Annotated in this window: 9 protein-coding genes; 6 read left to right on the top strand and 3 right to left on the bottom strand. The window is 71.2% G+C overall.

The genetic code is table 11. From position 1 onward, the window contains the following. Nucleotides 1-23: 23 nt before the first annotated feature. Nucleotides 24-1682, top strand: a complete 1659-nt coding sequence (locus tag O7543_RS22835) for an ABC-F family ATP-binding cassette domain-containing protein (RefSeq protein ID WP_281551964.1) — start codon at nt 24-26, stop codon at nt 1680-1682. Nucleotides 1683-1766: 84 nt separating this feature from the next. On the opposite strand, the gene nhaA is transcribed toward O7543_RS22835, so the two are convergent. After that, nucleotides 1767-3155, bottom strand: a complete 1389-nt coding sequence (gene nhaA / locus O7543_RS22830; protein WP_281551965.1) for a Na+/H+ antiporter NhaA — start codon at nt 3153-3155, stop codon at nt 1767-1769. Between the two features lie 99 nt (nt 3156-3254). Next, entirely contained in the window at nt 3255-5186 is a 1932-nt protein-coding gene (locus tag O7543_RS22825) for an asparagine synthase-related protein (RefSeq protein WP_281551966.1), read from the bottom strand. 168 nt (nt 5187-5354) lie between these two features. On the opposite strand from O7543_RS22825, the gene O7543_RS22820 reads away from it, so the two are divergent. Then, complete coding sequence (locus tag O7543_RS22820) at nt 5355-6671, top strand: LCP family protein (protein ID WP_281551967.1); 1317 nt, start codon at nt 5355-5357, stop codon at nt 6669-6671. A gap of 30 nt (nt 6672-6701) precedes the next feature. Here the strand turns inward: O7543_RS22820 and O7543_RS22815 are convergent, their stop codons facing one another. Then, nucleotides 6702-7724 (bottom strand): bile acid:sodium symporter family protein, encoded by a 1023-nt coding sequence (locus tag O7543_RS22815; protein ID WP_281551968.1) that lies wholly within the window; start codon nt 7722-7724, stop codon nt 6702-6704. Between the two features lie 94 nt (nt 7725-7818). On the opposite strand from O7543_RS22815, the gene O7543_RS22810 reads away from it, so the two are divergent. The 4 genes from O7543_RS22810 (at nt 7819) to O7543_RS22795 (ending at nt 15681) form a co-directional block, all read left to right on the top strand. Continuing rightward, nucleotides 7819-8712 (top strand): LysR family transcriptional regulator, encoded by an 894-nt coding sequence (locus O7543_RS22810; RefSeq protein ID WP_281551969.1) that lies wholly within the window; start codon nt 7819-7821, stop codon nt 8710-8712. Between the two features lie 261 nt (nt 8713-8973). Continuing rightward, the gene (locus O7543_RS22805; protein WP_281551970.1) at nt 8974-11169 is read left to right on the top strand and encodes a carbohydrate-binding module family 20 domain-containing protein; all 2196 of its coding nucleotides are present in this window, start codon (nt 8974-8976) and stop codon (nt 11167-11169) included. Between the two features lie 119 nt (nt 11170-11288). Further along, entirely contained in the window at nt 11289-12224 is a 936-nt protein-coding gene (locus tag O7543_RS22800) for a glycosyltransferase family 2 protein (RefSeq protein ID WP_281551971.1), read from the top strand. 181 nt (nt 12225-12405) lie between these two features. Then, complete coding sequence (locus O7543_RS22795) at nt 12406-15681, top strand: methyltransferase domain-containing protein (RefSeq protein WP_281551972.1); 3276 nt, start codon at nt 12406-12408, stop codon at nt 15679-15681. The last annotated feature ends 85 nt before the right edge of the window (nt 15682-15766 follow it).

Below are 15766 nucleotides of genomic sequence, written 5' to 3'. Positions count from 1 at the left end.
TCGGCGGCTACGATCGCCGGGCCATGAGCGCCACGTTGATCGCCAGGGACCTGTCCGCCGGGCACGGTGACCGGCAACTCTTCACCGGGCTGGACCTCGTCGTCGCGCCCGGCGACGTGATCGGGTTGGTCGGCGCGAACGGTGCCGGCAAGTCGACGCTGCTGCGGATCCTCGCCGGCACCGCCGCGCCCGAGTCGGGCGCGGTCACCCGCAACCCGCCGACCGCCACCGTCGGGCTGCTGCCGCAGGAGCCGCAGCGCCGGCCGGGCGAGTCGGTACGCGACTACCTGGCCCGCCGGACCGGGGTGGCGGCGGCGCAGCACGACCTGGACGCGTCGACGCAGGCACTGGCCGACGGCCAGGCCGGCGCCGACGACGCGTACGCGGTGGCGCTGGAACGCTGGCTGGATCTCGGCGGCGCCGACCTGGCCGAACGCGCCGAGCAGGTGGTCGCCGACCTGGGTCTGACGGTGACGTTGGACCAGCCGACGACGGCGCTCTCCGGCGGCCAGGCGGCCCGCGCCCAGCTCGCGTCGCTGCTGCTCAGCCGCTACGACGTGGTGCTGCTCGACGAGCCGACCAACGATCTGGACCTGGCCGGGCTGGCCCGGCTGGAGCAGTTCGTCACCGGGCTGCGCGCCGGAGCCGTGCTGGTGTCGCACGACCGGGAGTTCCTGGCCCGTACGGTGAATCGGGTGGTCGAGCTGGATCTGGCCCAGCAGCAGGTCAACCACTACGGCGGCGGGTACGCCGGGTATCTGGCCGAGCGGGAGGTGGCCCGCCGGCGCGCCCGGGAGGCGTACGAGGAGTACGCCGACACCCGGGCCGGGCTGCAGGCCCGCGCCCGCACTCAGCGGGCCTGGACGGACAAGGGCGTGCGCAACGCCCGGCGCAAGGCCAGCGACAGCGACAAGTTGACCACCAACGCCCGGACCGAGGCCGCGGAGAAGCAGGCGGCGAAGGCGCGGCAGACCGAGCGGATGATCGAGCGGCTGGAGGTCGTCGAGGAGCCGCGCAAGGAGTGGGAGCTGCGGATGGAGATCGCCGCCGCGCCCCGGGCCGGCGCGGTGGTCGCGGTGCTGCGCCGGGCGGTGGTACGCCGAGGCGGGTTCACTCTCGGCCCGGTGGATCTGCAGATCGACTGGGCGGACCGGGTGGCGATCACCGGGCCGAACGGGTCCGGCAAGTCGACGCTGCTCGGCGCGTTGCTGGGGCGGCTGTCACTGGCCTCGGGCGAGTCGTGGCTCGGCCCCGGGGTGGTGGTCGGCGAGATCGACCAGGCCCGCCAGCTGTTCCTGCGCGACGAGCCGGTGCTGGACACGTTCCGGGCGGCGGCCGACCTGGCCCCCGCCGAGGCCCGTACGGTGCTGGCGAAGTTCGGGCTGCGGGCCGACCATGTGCTGCGGCCGGCGGCCACCCTGTCGCCGGGCGAGCGGACCCGTACGGCGTTGGCGTTGCTGCAGACGCGCGGGGTTAACCTGCTGGTCCTCGACGAGCCGACGAACCATCTGGATCTGCCGGCGATCGAGCAGTTGGAGTCGGCGCTGGCGTCGTTCACCGGCACGTTGCTGCTGGTCACGCACGACCGGCGGATGTTGGAGTCGGTGCGGCTGACCCGGCGGATCACGCTGGACGGCGACGGCCCCGCGTTCCGGTCGCTGCTGGACCTGTCCCTCGACTAGGGGCAGGACCAGGGGGTACGACCAGGTTGCGGGGCCGCCGCCGGTCGATCCGGGTCAGCGTCGGTCGCCGCCGGTCAATCCGGGTCAGCGGCGGTCGTCGTCCGGTGTCGGTTGCGGCAGTTGCTGGTAGATGTCCGGGATTCCGTCGCCGTCGCGGTCCTGCCGTTCCTGTTCGGAGATCCGCCGGTAGACCTTGTTCCGCCGGCTGAGAACGATGGCGGCGAGCAGCGCCGCGGTCAGCGAGCCGATCAGGACGGCCGCCTTGACGTGGGCGTCGCGGTCACTGCCGGCACCGAACGCCAACTCGCCGATCAGCAGCGAGACGGTGAACCCGATACCGGCCAGCAGGGACACCCCGAGCAGGTCGACCCATTTCAGCCCGCCCAGGTCGGCGCGGGTGAAGCGGGTCATCAGCCCGGTGGCGCCCAGGATGCCGATCGTCTTGCCGAGGACCAGACCGGCGATCACGCCGATCGCCACCGGATCGGTCAGCACCGAGCCGATGCCGCCGTCACGCAGCGACACCCCGGCGGCGAAGAAGGCGAAGACCGGCACGGCGAAGCCGGCGGAGACCGGCCGCCACCGGTGTTCGAAGTGCTCGGCCATGCCGTGCTGCTCGCCCTTGCGGGGCAGCACCGGCACCATGAAGCCGAGCAGTACGCCGGCGATGGTGGCGTGTACGCCGGAGGCGTGCATCAGCGTCCAGGTGATGGCGGCCAGCGGGATCAGCGCCCACCACCAGGTCCTGCCGAACCGCAGCAGCAGCGCGAAGGCGAGCAGCGGTAGCAGGGAACCGGCCAGTGCCAGGAAGTTGACCTGTTCGGTGTAGAAGAACGCGATGATGGTGATCGCCAGCAGATCGTCGACGACGGCCAGGGTGAGCAGGAAGGCGCGCAGGCCCTGCGGCAGGTGGGAGCCGATGACGGCGAGCACGGCGAGGGCGAACGCGATGTCGGTGGCGGTGGGGATCGCCCAGCCGCGCAGCGCGCTGTCGCCGGTGTTCAGGTTGATCAGTACGTAAATGAGCGCCGGCATGGCCATGCCGCCGACCGCGGCGATCACCGGCAGCGCGGCCCGGCGTGGGCTGCGCAGTTCACCGGCGACGAATTCGCGTTTGAGTTCCAGACCGACCACGAAGAAGAAGATCGCCAGCAGGCCGTCCGCCGCCCAGTGCGCCAGGTCGACGTCCAGGTGCAGCGGTGCCCCGCCGGGCCAGGGCACGAACTGGCCCAGGTCCGTGTAGGCGTCGCCCCACGGGGAGTTGGCCCAGATCAGCGCGATGACCGCGCCGAGCAGCAGCAGCCCGCCGCCGACGGTCTCGGTGCGGAGCACGTCGCCGATGAACTTGGCTTCCGCCCAGGAGGAGAGCTGGAACGGACGCCGGGACTCCGGCGGCCTGGTTGAGTCCGACTTTTTGCTCGATCCGGACTTGTCGCCGGATCCGGAGGCCTTGGTGGGGGTCGGGTCGGTCATGTAGAGAACTCCACCTCCACGTACATGCAGCAGGTACAGCGACGCCGGTCCTGGTTGACCGGCGCGTCGATGATGATCACACTATCCGTTCCGGCACGGTTACCGAAGGTCTCCGGTTGGCGATGCCGCCGCCGGACAACCTCCGGCGCCAGTTGTGCCGTACCCCGATTCTTCCAAGGTCATGTCGCGCTGACCAGCAAGTGCGGGGTCTCTCACCGACCCCGGCCGGTGCCGCAGCCAGAGTTCGAGTTGAAGCACCGTGTAGATCTCGCCGGCGTGGTCCACCCCGGCCTGGTGCTCGTCGAGCAGCCGGCGGACCGCAGCCGGCTGGAACAGGCCACGGTCCTGGAAGGTCCGGTCGGTGAGCAGGTCCCCGGCGAGTTCGCGCAGCTCGGCCCGCAGCCAGCTGGCCAGCGGTGGCCGGGCGTCCACCGGCTCGGACGTGACCGCCCGGCCCGGCAACCAGCCGGCCGCCGCCCGCCGCGCCAGGTTCCGCCGCCGCCCCGGCACCTTCCACGATGCCGGCAGGCCGGCCACCCACTCGAGCAGTCGGTGGTCGAGCAACGGCGCCTGCAGCCGTAGTCCCGCGCCGGCCGACACGGTCGACCACCGGGCGAGTACGTCGCCCGGCAGGTATCCGTGCAGGTCCGCGTCGGTCATCCGGGTCGCCTGGGAGTCCCCTGACGAGGCGAGGTAGGCCGCCTCAGCCAGCAAACCGCTGTCCACGTTGGCGAGTTCGTCGCGCAGCCGCGCCCCGTAGAGGGCGTTCTTCTGCTCGGCGCTGCACTCGGCGACGATCCGTGCGTACCGGGTCGGTGGTGGGCAGCCGGCGACCTCCAGCAGCCGGCCGAGCCGACGCACCGGGGTTCCGGCCGTGCTCCGCCGCACCAGCGCGGCCCCGGCCCGCTGCAACCCGGGCAGTCCGGCCGGCCGCTGCGGCCAGCCGTTGAGCCAGCCGAGCAGCAGGTGGTGCGGGAACCCGCCGTACAGCAGGGCACCGCCGAGGCCGCAGAACGCCTCCGCCCGCCGCACCCCGGCGTACCGGGCGACCAGGTAGGCGGGGATCGCGGCCGGGCTGGCGAACGGTTCCTCGAACAGGCCGGCGATCTGCTGCGGTACGGCCGGGTCGAGCCCGGTCACCCGATACTCCTGGTGCTCGGTGCCGAGCGCCCGGGCGACGCCTCGCGCCGCCGCCCGCTGGTCGAGCCGGGGGTCGCCGAACCCGACCGAGCAGGTGTGCGCCCTGACGCTGGTGCTGCGGGTCACGGCGGCCGCGACCAGGGTGGCGCCGATCCCGCCGGAGAGCAGCACCTGCGGCGACCCGGTGGCCGGCAGCCGGGAGCGCACGGCGTCGACCAGCCGTTCGCGTAGCTGTTCGGCGGCCTGGTCGATACCGGGTGCCGACGGCCCGGCAGCGGCGTCGAGTGTCCAGTAGCGACGGGTGGTGACCCGCCCGTCCGCCCAGATCAGCGATGTGCCCGGGGGAAGCTTGCGAATGCCGGCGTAGATCGTCCACGGCGCGGGGACGTACCGGTAGGTCAGGTAGTGGTGCAGTGCGACCGGGTCGAGCTCCTGGCCGGTACATGGATCGGCCAGCAACGCCCGCAGCTGCGAGGCGAAGATCAACTGGCCGCCGCTGAGCCGCCAGTACAGCGTCCGCTCGCCGGTCCGGTCGGCCGCCAGTATCAGCTGGTTCCGGTCGCGGTCCCAGACCGCGATCGCGAAGTCGCCGGTCAGCCTGGTGACGGCCGCCGTTTCGTGCCGACGATACAGGTCGAGCAGGTCGGGTTGGGCGGTGCAGCTGACCGCGACCGCGTCCGTCGTGGCCGTGTAGTACGGCGACCGACCCGGGTAGCGCGGCGACCGGGCCACGGCCCGGTCCTCGTCGGACCAGCGGGCGACGATCGCCGCCCGGTCGTCCAGGTAGCGACCGGTCCGCTGAAGGTCGTGCGGGGTGCAGGCCAGGGCGAGTTGGTCGGCACTCTGGCTGCGACCGCCGGCCTCACCGACAATACCGACTATTGCTGACATATTGTGACGCTAAACCGAGTTGGCTGTGCCGGGTGCCGAGTTGTCGATCCGGTTCACCCGACGACGCCGGCCAGCCCGAGTCTCGTCTTGATTTTAGCCGATTGGCGTTATAGATCCGTAATGTCTGGTTAGCCTGGGTCTCTCAGCGATCGAGCCAGAGGTGATCACATGACCGGGCGACCTGACGATCAGGACAATCCGGCACCGGCCCGGGAGAACTGGGTTGATGCGCCCGCGCACGACCAGGGCCAGCACCGCCCCGCCACGGCGGACGACGACTGGGCCGAGTCACACCAGTGGACCATCGACCAGCAGCACGACCAATGGGCCACCACCGACCAGGCGTACGGCCAGTGGGCCACGACCGCGGACCAGCCGCAGCGGTCCGACCGGCAGCCGGGGGTCTCAGCGACCAGCCCGGTGACGTTGACCCGATCGGGCGCCGGCACCGGCCGGCACCGGCGGCCACCGGCCCGGCACGGCCGTCGCCGGCTGCGCCGCATCGCCCTGCTCGGCATCACCGGCCTGGTGGTCGCCGCCCTCGCCGGGGTGGCCGGGGTGGCCGTCGTCAGTCACTACTACCTCGGCGAGATCAAGCGGATCCCCGACCCGTTCGCCACGATCCCGGCCGACCAGCGGCCGGCACCGACGCCGGAAGGGCTGACCGTGCTGCTCGCCGGCATCGACAGCCTCGCCTCCAGCGCCACCGGCGCGGACTCCCCCGCCGGGCCGTACGGCCGGACCGACTCGCTGATGGTGGTCCGGATCACCGCCGACCGGGAGCGGGCGTACGTCGTCTCCATCCCCCGCGACTCGTGGGTGCCGGTCCCCGGGCACGGCAACCTCAAGATCAATTCTGCGTACGCGCTCGGTGGTGCCAGCCTCGCCGTACAGACGGTCGAGAACGTGACCGGGCTGCGCATCGACCACGTCGCCCTGATCGACCTCGTCGGGCTGCAGGACCTGACCGACGCGGTCGGTGGGGTGACCGTGGATATCCCGGCCGGGACGCCCGGACCGAGCCTGCAGTCGACCTGGCCCGCAGGACTGCAACGGCTCAACGGCGAGCAGGCCGTCCAGTACGTTCGCCAGCGCCACGGCCTGCCGGAGGGCGACTTCGACCGGATGCGCCGCCACCAGAACTACCTGCGCGCGCTGCTCGACGAGACCCTCGACCGGGACACCCTGACCAGCCCGCGACAGCTCGGCGCGCTGCTCGACGCAATCACCGCGACCGTCACCGTCGACGACGGCCTGACCAACGACAAACTCCGGCAGCTCGCCTTCGACCTGCGCAAGATCCGCAACGACGTCCGGTTCGTCACCGCCCCGGTGGCGGACACCGGGTACGTCGGCGACCAGTGGGTGATGTGGCTGGACCCTTATCAGGGTGTCGGCTTCTGGACCGCGGTGCGCGACGACACCTTGGAGCGGTACATCGAGCGGTACGGCGCCGAGCAGCTCGACTCGGTCGTCGTCCGCTGACCGGCCCGACCCACCGTCGGCCGACCACACCTACACCCGGGTCGTCTCGCCTGACGGACGGACCGTTGGTGCCCGGTGCGACCACCACCGGGCCAGGGCCGCGCAGACGATCAGCTGGATCTGGTGGAAGATCATCAGCGGTAGGACCAGCAGGCCGAGCAGTTGCGGACTGAACAGCACGGCCGCCATCGGCAACCCGGTGGCCAGGCTCTTCTTGGCGCCGCAGAAGACCGTCGCGGCCCGGTCGGCGTGGTCGAAGCCGAGCAGCCGGGTGACGCCGAACAGCAGCCCCATCACCACCGCCAGCAGGGCACCGACGGTGGCGCCGAGAACCAGCAGCTGACTGACGGCGATCTGCTGCCAGATCCCGGCGACCACACCGGCGCTGAACGCGGTGTAGACCACCAGCAGGATCGAGCCCCGGTCGACCACCGAGGTCAGGCTCTTGTGTCGGCCGATCCAGTCAGCGGTCCACCGCCGGGACAGCTGACCCGCGACGAACGGTAGCAGCAGCTGCCCGACGATCGAGCCGATCGAACCTGCGGTCAGCCGCAGGTCACCGGTGTTCTGCATGAGCAGCACGGCGAGCAGTGGGGTGAGCGCGACCCCGGCGATGTTGGAGAACGACGCGCTGAACACGGCGGCCGGCACGTTGCCCCGGGCGATCGAGGTGAACGCGATCGACGACTGCACCGTCGAGGGGACCACGCAGAGGAAGAGGACCCCCTGGTAGAGCTCGGCCGGCAGCAGTTGCGGGCTGATCAGCGCAACGGCCAGACCGAGCAGCGGGAAGACCACGAAGGTGGTGCTCAGCACCACGGTGTGCAGGCGCCAGTGTCGGGCGCCGGCGAGCGCCGCCGCCGGGGCGATCCTGGCCCCGTGCAGGAAGAACAGCAGGGCGATGCCGACGCTGGCGACGACACCGGCGACCGAGGCGGCGGTGCCGTGGACCGGGAGCAGCGCGGCGAGCGCCACGACGGCGAACAGCATCGCGATGAACGGGTCGATGATCAGCCAGCGGGGCCAGCGCATCCGGGTGCTCCAGGTGGACAAGGGGTTGGTCCACCCATTCTGAGCGGCTGGCCGATCAGCGGGAAAGCTGATCACCGCACTGACTGTCATCGCGTAACGCGATAGCATGCAGGTCGTGTACGAGCCTGTCCAGCTGCGCAGCTTCCTGGCGGTGAGCCAGTTGCTGAGCTTCACCCGAGCCGCCGAGCGGCTCGGTCTGCGGCAGTCCACGGTCAGCGCGCACGTGCGGCGGTTGGAGGAGGCGGCCGGACGGCCGTTGCTGCTGCGCGACACGCACACCGTGCAGCTGACGGTGGACGGCGAAGCGATGATCAGCTTCGCCCGGGACATTCTCGACGCGCACGACCGGGCCCGCCGGCATTTCAGCACCACGGTGGTACGCGGCAAGCTGCGCCTCGGCGTCTCCGAGGACCTGATCTCCAGCTACCTGCCGGACGTGCTGCAGACCTTCCGCCGCCGCAACCCGCTGGTCGACGTCGAGCTGACCGTGGCGCTGAGCGGCACACTGCACCAGTTGCTGGACGCCCGGGCACTCGACCTGGTCTTCGCCAAACGCCTGGCGGGTCAGTCCCGGGGCACTCTGGTCTGGCGTGACCGGCTGGTCTGGCTGGGCGCGGCGGATCAGCCCACACCGCCACGGCGCACCGCCGGGGAACCGGTGCCGCTGGTGGTCTACCCGCCGCCGAGCATCTCCCGGGCGCAGGCGCTCGCCGCGCTCTCGTCCGCCGGTCAGCCGTGGCGGATCGCCTGCACCAGCGGCAGCCTCGGCGGGCTGGTGGCCGCCGCCCGCGCCGGTCTCGGCCTGCTGCCGCACTCGGCCCGGTTGGTGCCGGTCGGCCTGACCCCGGTGGCCCCGGCCGATCTGCCGCCGCTGGGCGAGGTGGAGTTCATCCTGCTGTCCCGTCCGGACGCCGACCCGGCGGTGGTGGCGGCGGTCAGTGAGGCGGTCGGGGCCGCCGGCCGGCCGACCGGCGGTGGCCGGGAGCGGGCTCCGCGGACCGCAGGCTGACCCCAGCCCGGATCCCCAGAGCGACAGATCCTGCTGCAAGAGGATGTCAGTTCTTGCGGCCCTGTCGGCGGGCACAGCTCGGAGCACCCCAGCCTGGCGGCCGAAACAAGCTGTTCACAGCGAGACGTCTGATTGTTACCCTCACCACATGGCTGAAAGTACTTGCGATCCTTGCAGGTTCTTTCAGAGCCCTGACCTGTGCCTCCTCGCAGGCAAGCCGTCACCAGCATTGGAGCGCTGATGTCCGTACCCGGATCGACCGTGTCCAGACCGATGGCCGCCGCCGTGGCGGCCGTCATCGGAATCCCGTTGGCCGTCACCCTGCCCGCGCCCGCCACCGCCACTACCCCCGCAGCGGCCCTCGCCACAGACCCGGCAGCGGCCCCGGTCACGACCGCCGAGGCGACCGCCACCGCCGTCGGCAACGGCGACGCGATCGTGCACCTGTTCCAGTGGCGGTGGAACTCCATCGCCGAGGAGTGCGAGGCAACACTCGGCCCGGACGGCTGGGGCGGGGTCCAGGTATCCCCGCCGCAGGAGCATGTGCTGCTGCCCAGCGCCGAAGGTGCCAGCTACCCCTGGTGGCAGGACTACCAGCCGGTCTCGTACCGGATCGACCAGACCCGGCGTGGCGACCGGGCCGACTTCGTCGACATGGTCGAACGCTGCCGCGACCAGGGCGTGAAGATCTACGTCGACATGGTGCTCAACCACATGAGCGGCACCGGATCGGTCGGCAGCGGGCCGGGCAGCGCCGGCACCGTCTACAGCAAGTACGGCTACCCGGACCTGTTCGGCGACGGCTCCGGCGACAGCTACGGCTACGCCGACTTCGGCCCCTGCTACCGCACCATCAGCAACTGGGGCAGCAAGACCGAGGTGCAGGACTGCGAACTGCTCGACCTGGCCGACCTCAACACCGCCGATCCGGAGGTACGCCGCAAGATCGCCAAGTACATGAACTCGGTGATCGCGCTCGGCGTCGCCGGGTTCCGGGTGGACGCCGCAAAACACGTCCAGGAAGCCCACCTGGCGGACATCATCTCCCGACTCGACGACGTGCCCGGCTTCGGCGGCCGACCCGACCTGTTCCACGAGGTGTACGGCGACGGCACCATCCCGTACACCGCATACGCGCCGTACGGCAAGGTCACCAACTTCGACTACCAGCGGGCGGTCTCCGCGGCCTTCCGCGACGGCACCATCGCCCAGCTGGCCAGCGTGCCGCACTACGGCGGGCTGACCGGCGACCGGGCCGTCGTCTTCATCGACAACCACGACACCCAGCGGGCCACCCCGACGCTCACCTATCAGGACGGCGACCGCTACTACCTGGCCGACGCGTTCATGCTCGCCCACCCGTACGGGACCCCCCAGTTGATGTCCAGCTATGCCTTCGGCCCAGTGGTCGCCCAGGGGCCGCCGAGCACCGGCGACGGCACCACGCTGCCGACCGACTGCGCCAGCGCAGAGTGGATCTGTGAGCACCGCGACGAGCAGGTCGCCGGGATGGTCGGCTTCCGCAACGCCACCGCCGGCGCCGGCATCAGCGCCGTGCTCACCGACGGCAACGGCCGGCTCGGCTTCGCCCGCGCCGACCGCGGGTACGCCGCGTTCAACGCGACCGGCAGCACCTGGAGCCGCAGCTTCACCACCAGCCTGCCGGACGGCTGGTACTGCAACGTGGCCCGGGGCACCTACCGGGCGGACAGTGGCACCTGCACCGGTGGCACGATCGCCGTCACCGACGGCGGCTTCCACGCCGACATCCCGGCGAACCGGGCGGTGGCACTGCACGTCGCGGCGCGGCTCGACTGCACCGACCCAGCCGGCTGCGGCCCGGTCGATCCGCCCCCGGGCGACGGCACCCCGGTAACGGTGACCGTGCAGACCACGCCCGGCCAGCAGGTACGGGTGGTCGGCTCGCTGCCCGAACTCGGCTCCTGGAACCCGGCCGACGCGGCACCGCTGGGCACCGACGCGGCCAGCTACCCGACCTGGACCGGCTCCGTCGACGTCCCGGACGGTACGGCGTTCGAGTGGAAACTGGTCAAGGTGGCGTCGAACGGCGCGGTCGAGTGGGAAGCTGGCGCCAACCGCAGCGGCGTCGGCGGCACCCCGCTCACCGCCACCTGGGGCCAGCCCGGCTCCGGCGGAGAGCAGCCGGGCACCGTCGCGGTCACCTTCGACGTCACCGCGACCACCTGGTACGGCCAGGACGTCCTGGTCGTCGGCTCGGTCCCGGCGCTGGGCTCGTGGGACCCGACCCGGGCGGTCGCCCTCGCTGCGGACGACTACCCGGTCTGGTCGGGCAGCGTCGCGCTGCCGGCCGGTGAGTCCTTCGAGTACAAGTACGTCAAGCGGGCACCGGACGGCACTGTCGACTGGGAGTCGGGCGGCAACCGCAGTGCCACCCCGGCCGGCGACGCGACGACCCTCACCGACACCTGGCGATGACCAAGCGGTGTACGGCGGACCGGCTCCGCGCGGTCCGCCGTACACCCGGCGGCCGAGCTGATAGCCTCGGCCCGGGTGGACGGACCGGCTGCGGACGCCTGCCGTTCGGGAGGTCACCGGTGCGAATCGGGCCGCGGGTAGCAACCGTCGTAGTCAACTACCGGCACTACGACGACACTGTCCGTTGCCTCACCTCGCTGCAGGCCAGTGACACCGCCGACCAGCGGGTGATCGTCGTCGACAACACCGAACGGGAGCACCACGGGCCCGATCTCACCGACCTGCTGGATCCGGCCGTGGAGGTCGTCTCGGCCGGCGACAACGTCGGCTTCGCCGCCGGCTGCAACATCGGGATCCGGGCCGCTCTGACGTCGTCCGCCGAGTTCGTCTGGCTGCTCAACCCGGATGCGGTCGTCAGCGCGGAGACGTTGACCCGCCTGCTGCGCACCGCCGAGGAGCATCCGGACGCCGGGATCGTCGGCAGCCGCATCCTCGACGGCGGACACCCGGCCCGCATCCTGTTCAACGGCGGCGTGATCAAGGGCCACGGGTCCACGTACCACGCCGACGCCGGGGTGTTCGATCCGTCCGTGCCGGACGGAGCGGTGCGCGACGTCGACTACGTCACCGGCGCGTGTTTCCTGATCCGGCGGGAGACGCTCCGCCAGATCGGTCTGCTCTCCGAGGACTACTTCCTCTACTACGAGGAGACCGACTACTGCCTGCGAGCCCAGCAGGCCGGCTGGCGCACCGTCCTCGCGCCCTACTCCCGGGTGTGGCACTACAAGCGGTCGGCCGGCAGGTACCCGCCGCCGTACTACGTCTACTACATGTGCCGCAACCGGATGCACTTCAGCAAGCGGTTCTTCACCGCCCCGCTGAGCGAGATCGAGTCGGAGCTCGAGGCGTTCGTCACCTGTTGGCTCCGGCAGGTCGACACCCACGCCCCGCAGTTGCGCGGCGGCTACGAAAAGCTCGTCGAACTGGCTCTCGCCGACGGCCGGGACGGTCGACTCGGCCGCCGCGACGACATCGACGCACTCGTCTCGGGCTAGCCGCAGACGGGCGGTTCGCTAACCGGGCCGGGTCGGCCCGGTAACCGGACTTGACGTGGTTGCTGTCGCTTCGCCGCCAGTCACCCCGTTGATCCAGTAAAGTTGCTGTTCAGCCACCCCCTGCGCCCCCACTACGCACCGCCCGGCCGACGAGGCCCACGGCGCACCCGCGGAGACGGCAATGAGCAGATACTCCTACAGCTTCGAGCCGGAGGACACCAACAACACCGCCGCCGCCGTCTACCGGCTGGCGGCGAGCGGCGGTCCCCGGGTGCTCGATCTGGGCTCGGGGCCGGGCATCGTCTCCGGCATGCTCGCCACCGTCGCGGGACGTACCGTCACCTGCGCCGACGTCGACACCGAGGCGCTCGCCGAGGCCCGGGCCGGCGGCGTACAGGAGACGATGGTCGTCGACCTGCGGGAACCGGACTGGCCCGGTGCGCTGGCCGGCCGCGAGTACGACGTGGTGATCCTCGCCGACGTGCTGGAGCATCTGATCGAACCGGGTTCCGTCCTGCGCGCACTGCGGGACGACAAGATCCTCGCTCCGGACGGTCTGCTGGTCGTCAGCTTCCCGAACATGGCGCACGAGTCGATCATCATCGAGTTGATGACGGGCAACTTCGAGTACACCAGGACGGGCCTGCTGGACTCGACCCACCTGCGCTTCTTCACCCGGACCAGCATGCAGACGCTGCTGGAGTCGAACGGGTTCCTGGTCAGCGCGACACACCGGACGATCCGGTCCGCCGAGCAGACTCCGCACCGCGCCCGCGCCTTCGAGATCAGCGCCGAACTGCGCCGGATGGTGGCCCAACTCGGTGCGGAGGCCGAAACCTACCAGTACGTCGTGGAGTGCCGGCCGTCCACCGAGGCGGTCCGGATCAGCCTCGCCGAGCAGCGGCTCACCGCCGAGCATTCGGCCCACCTCGACGCGCTGGCCGTCAACGAGCGGCTGACCGCGCAACTCGACGACCTGCAGCACCGGCACCGGCAACTGGACGAGCAGTTCCGCCTCGCCCAGGACCTGGTCGGCCAGGAACGACTCGACGCGCTGCAGGCCCGTGAGACGCTGCGCCGGGCCGAGCAGGAACGGACGCAGTTCCAGGCGAAGCTCAAGGACTCTCAGCAGAAGGTCAAGGAGCTGCAGGAGACGGCCACGAGGCTGCAGACCCGGATCAACAAGATGACCAACAGCAACACGTACCGGGCCGGAAAGATGGTCCGGTACGTGTTCCGGCCGAACGAGGGCCTGCGGGCCGTCAAACGCCGACGGAGCCGGTCGACCAACCGACGCGCCACGGCCGGCACCGGTGCCAGCGCCGACAGCTCGGACGGCCGAGGGGCGCCGGCCACCAACGTGCCGGCCCAGTTCCACGGGCTGACCGCTGATCCGGTGCTGTGCGACGCCTACCGGCGGGCCTGCGCAAAGGACCGGTTTCACCGCTCGGACGCGGTGCGGGTGGCGTTCTGCGTCTCCACCGTCGACCTGGACGCCGGCCGTGGCGACCTCTACGTCGCCGTCGGGATCGGCCGCTACCTGCAGCGGCACGGCTACGAGGTCGCGTACCTGCCGGCGGAGCGCTGGGCGGAGCTGCCACCGGAGACCGACGTGGCGCTCGCCATGATCCCGACGTTCGACCCGCTGACCGTGCCGGACCGCTGCCGGATCGTCGCCTGGGTCCGCAACGAGACCGACCGCTGGCGAGAGCATCCGCACCTCGCCCTGTTCGACACGGTGGTCGCCTCCTCCTCCGCCTCGGTCAGCCGGCTGCGCGAGCACTACGACGGGCCCGTCGGGTTGCTGCCGCTCGGGGTGGACACCGAGCTGTTCACCCTGCCCGGTGCCGACCAGGTCCGCGGTGGAGCGGTGACGACGGTCAACTCGTGGGGCCGGGAGCGGCACCTGTACCAGTGCCTGCGCGGGGTGGACATCACCTTCCCGTTCGTCGTCTTCGGCGAGAAGCGCGGGCTGAACTCGTACTTCTCCCGGTACGCCGGCGGCCCGACCAGCTATTTCAACCTGCCGGGCCTGTACCGGCGGGCGCTGCTGGTGCTCGACGACCTCAACCACACCACCCGGCCGTACGGCAACGTCAACTCGCGGCTGCTGGAGAGCCTGGCGGCGGGCGCGCTGCCCCTGACGAACTGTCGGATCGGGCTCGCCGAACTCGGGCTGGCGGAGCTTCCCACGTACAGCGACGCGGCCAGCCTGGGCGACCTGATCGCCCGGCTGACCGGCGACCCCGCCGGCACCGTCGCGCTGGCCGGCCAGCTGTCCGCGGTGGTACGCGAACGGCACTCGTTCGCCCGCCGGGCGGCGGACCTGCACGCGGTGATCGACGGCCTGGACCCGCAGCCGCGCCGGGCCAACAGCCGGTTCGTCGGCGCGTACCCCTACTACGTGGACAATCCGTACCAGCAGCTGCTGATGTCGGGTCTACCCGACGTCGGGGTGCGGTGGTTCCCGGTCGCCGACGCCGTCCGGGACTCCGCCGCCCCGCACCTGGCCGCTGGTCGGCTGGACAACTACGTCCTGCACGTGCACTGGACCGATCCGATCGTGCACCCGGCCACCGACGACCAGCAGGCGGCGACGCGGCTGGCCGAGTTCCAGAACCGGATCGCCGACCTACGGCGGCGGGGCGGCCGGCTGATCTGGACCATCCACAACGTCTTCCCGCACGAGTGGAAGTACCCGGAGGTGGAGAAGGAACTGGCCCGGTACCTCGCCGCCGAGGCCGACGTCGTGCACCTGCTCTGCCCGGAGACGGTGGCGGCGACCACGCCACACTATCCGTTGCCGCCGGAGAAGGTCCGGATCGTCCGGCACAGCAGCTACCTCGGGGTGTATCCCGACTCGGTGAGTCGGCTCGCGGCCCGTCGCCGGTTCGGGTACGCCGCCGACGACCACGTCCTACTGTTCTTCGGTGGGATCCGACCGTACAAGGGGGTCAGCGAACTGCTCGACGCGTTCAACGCGGCCGGCGAGCAGGACCCCCGGCTGCGGCTGATCGTCGCGGGGGCGCCGAAACGGCTCGACCCGCGCGACGGGCTGGCCGAACGCTGCGACCGTGACCCCCGGATCACCGCGATGTTCGATCCGGTCCCCGACAAGGAGGTCCAGTTCTACTTCAAGGCGGCGGACACGGTGGTGCTGCCGTACCGCACGGTGCTCAACTCGGGCAGCTTCCATCTGGCGGTCTCGTTCGGCCGCCCGGTGGTGGCGCCAAGGCTGGGTGCGTTGACCGCACTGCTGGATCCGGCGTACACCATCGGCTTCGACCCGGCGGCCCGCGACGGGCTGACCGACGCCCTGCTGGCCTCGACCGGGCTGCGCGGCAGGCACGTGGAGCTGGCTGCCCGGGCCGCCGCCCGCAGCTACCAGTTCGGCGACATGGCCCGCGACTACGCCAAGATGGTCACTGAACTGTTCGAGACCCCACACCGCGACTGAGCCGGTACGCGTGACGGCCGGTCGGACGCACCGGGCCGCACCCTGCCACTGCGGAGGGCACATTGGAGGATCACTAAGATCGCCC

The sequence above is a fragment of the Solwaraspora sp. WMMA2080 genome (assembly GCF_027497395.1).
Lineage (GTDB): Bacteria > Actinomycetota > Actinomycetes > Mycobacteriales > Micromonosporaceae > Micromonospora_E.
This window is presented reverse-complemented; position numbering and strand designations above follow the sequence as displayed.

Coding starts and splice junctions, on each gene's coding strand:
- O7543_RS22835 (WP_281551964.1), top strand. CDS start 24: ATGAGCGCCACGTTGATCGCCAGGGACCTGTCCGCCGGGCACGGTGAC.
- nhaA (WP_281551965.1), bottom strand. CDS start 3,155: ATGACCGACCCGACCCCCACCAAGGCCTCCGGATCCGGCGACAAGTCC.
- O7543_RS22825 (WP_281551966.1), bottom strand. CDS start 5,186: ATGTCAGCAATAGTCGGTATTGTCGGTGAGGCCGGCGGTCGCAGCCAG.
- O7543_RS22820 (WP_281551967.1), top strand. CDS start 5,355: ATGACCGGGCGACCTGACGATCAGGACAATCCGGCACCGGCCCGGGAG.
- O7543_RS22795 (WP_281551972.1), top strand. CDS start 12,406: ATGAGCAGATACTCCTACAGCTTCGAGCCGGAGGACACCAACAACACC.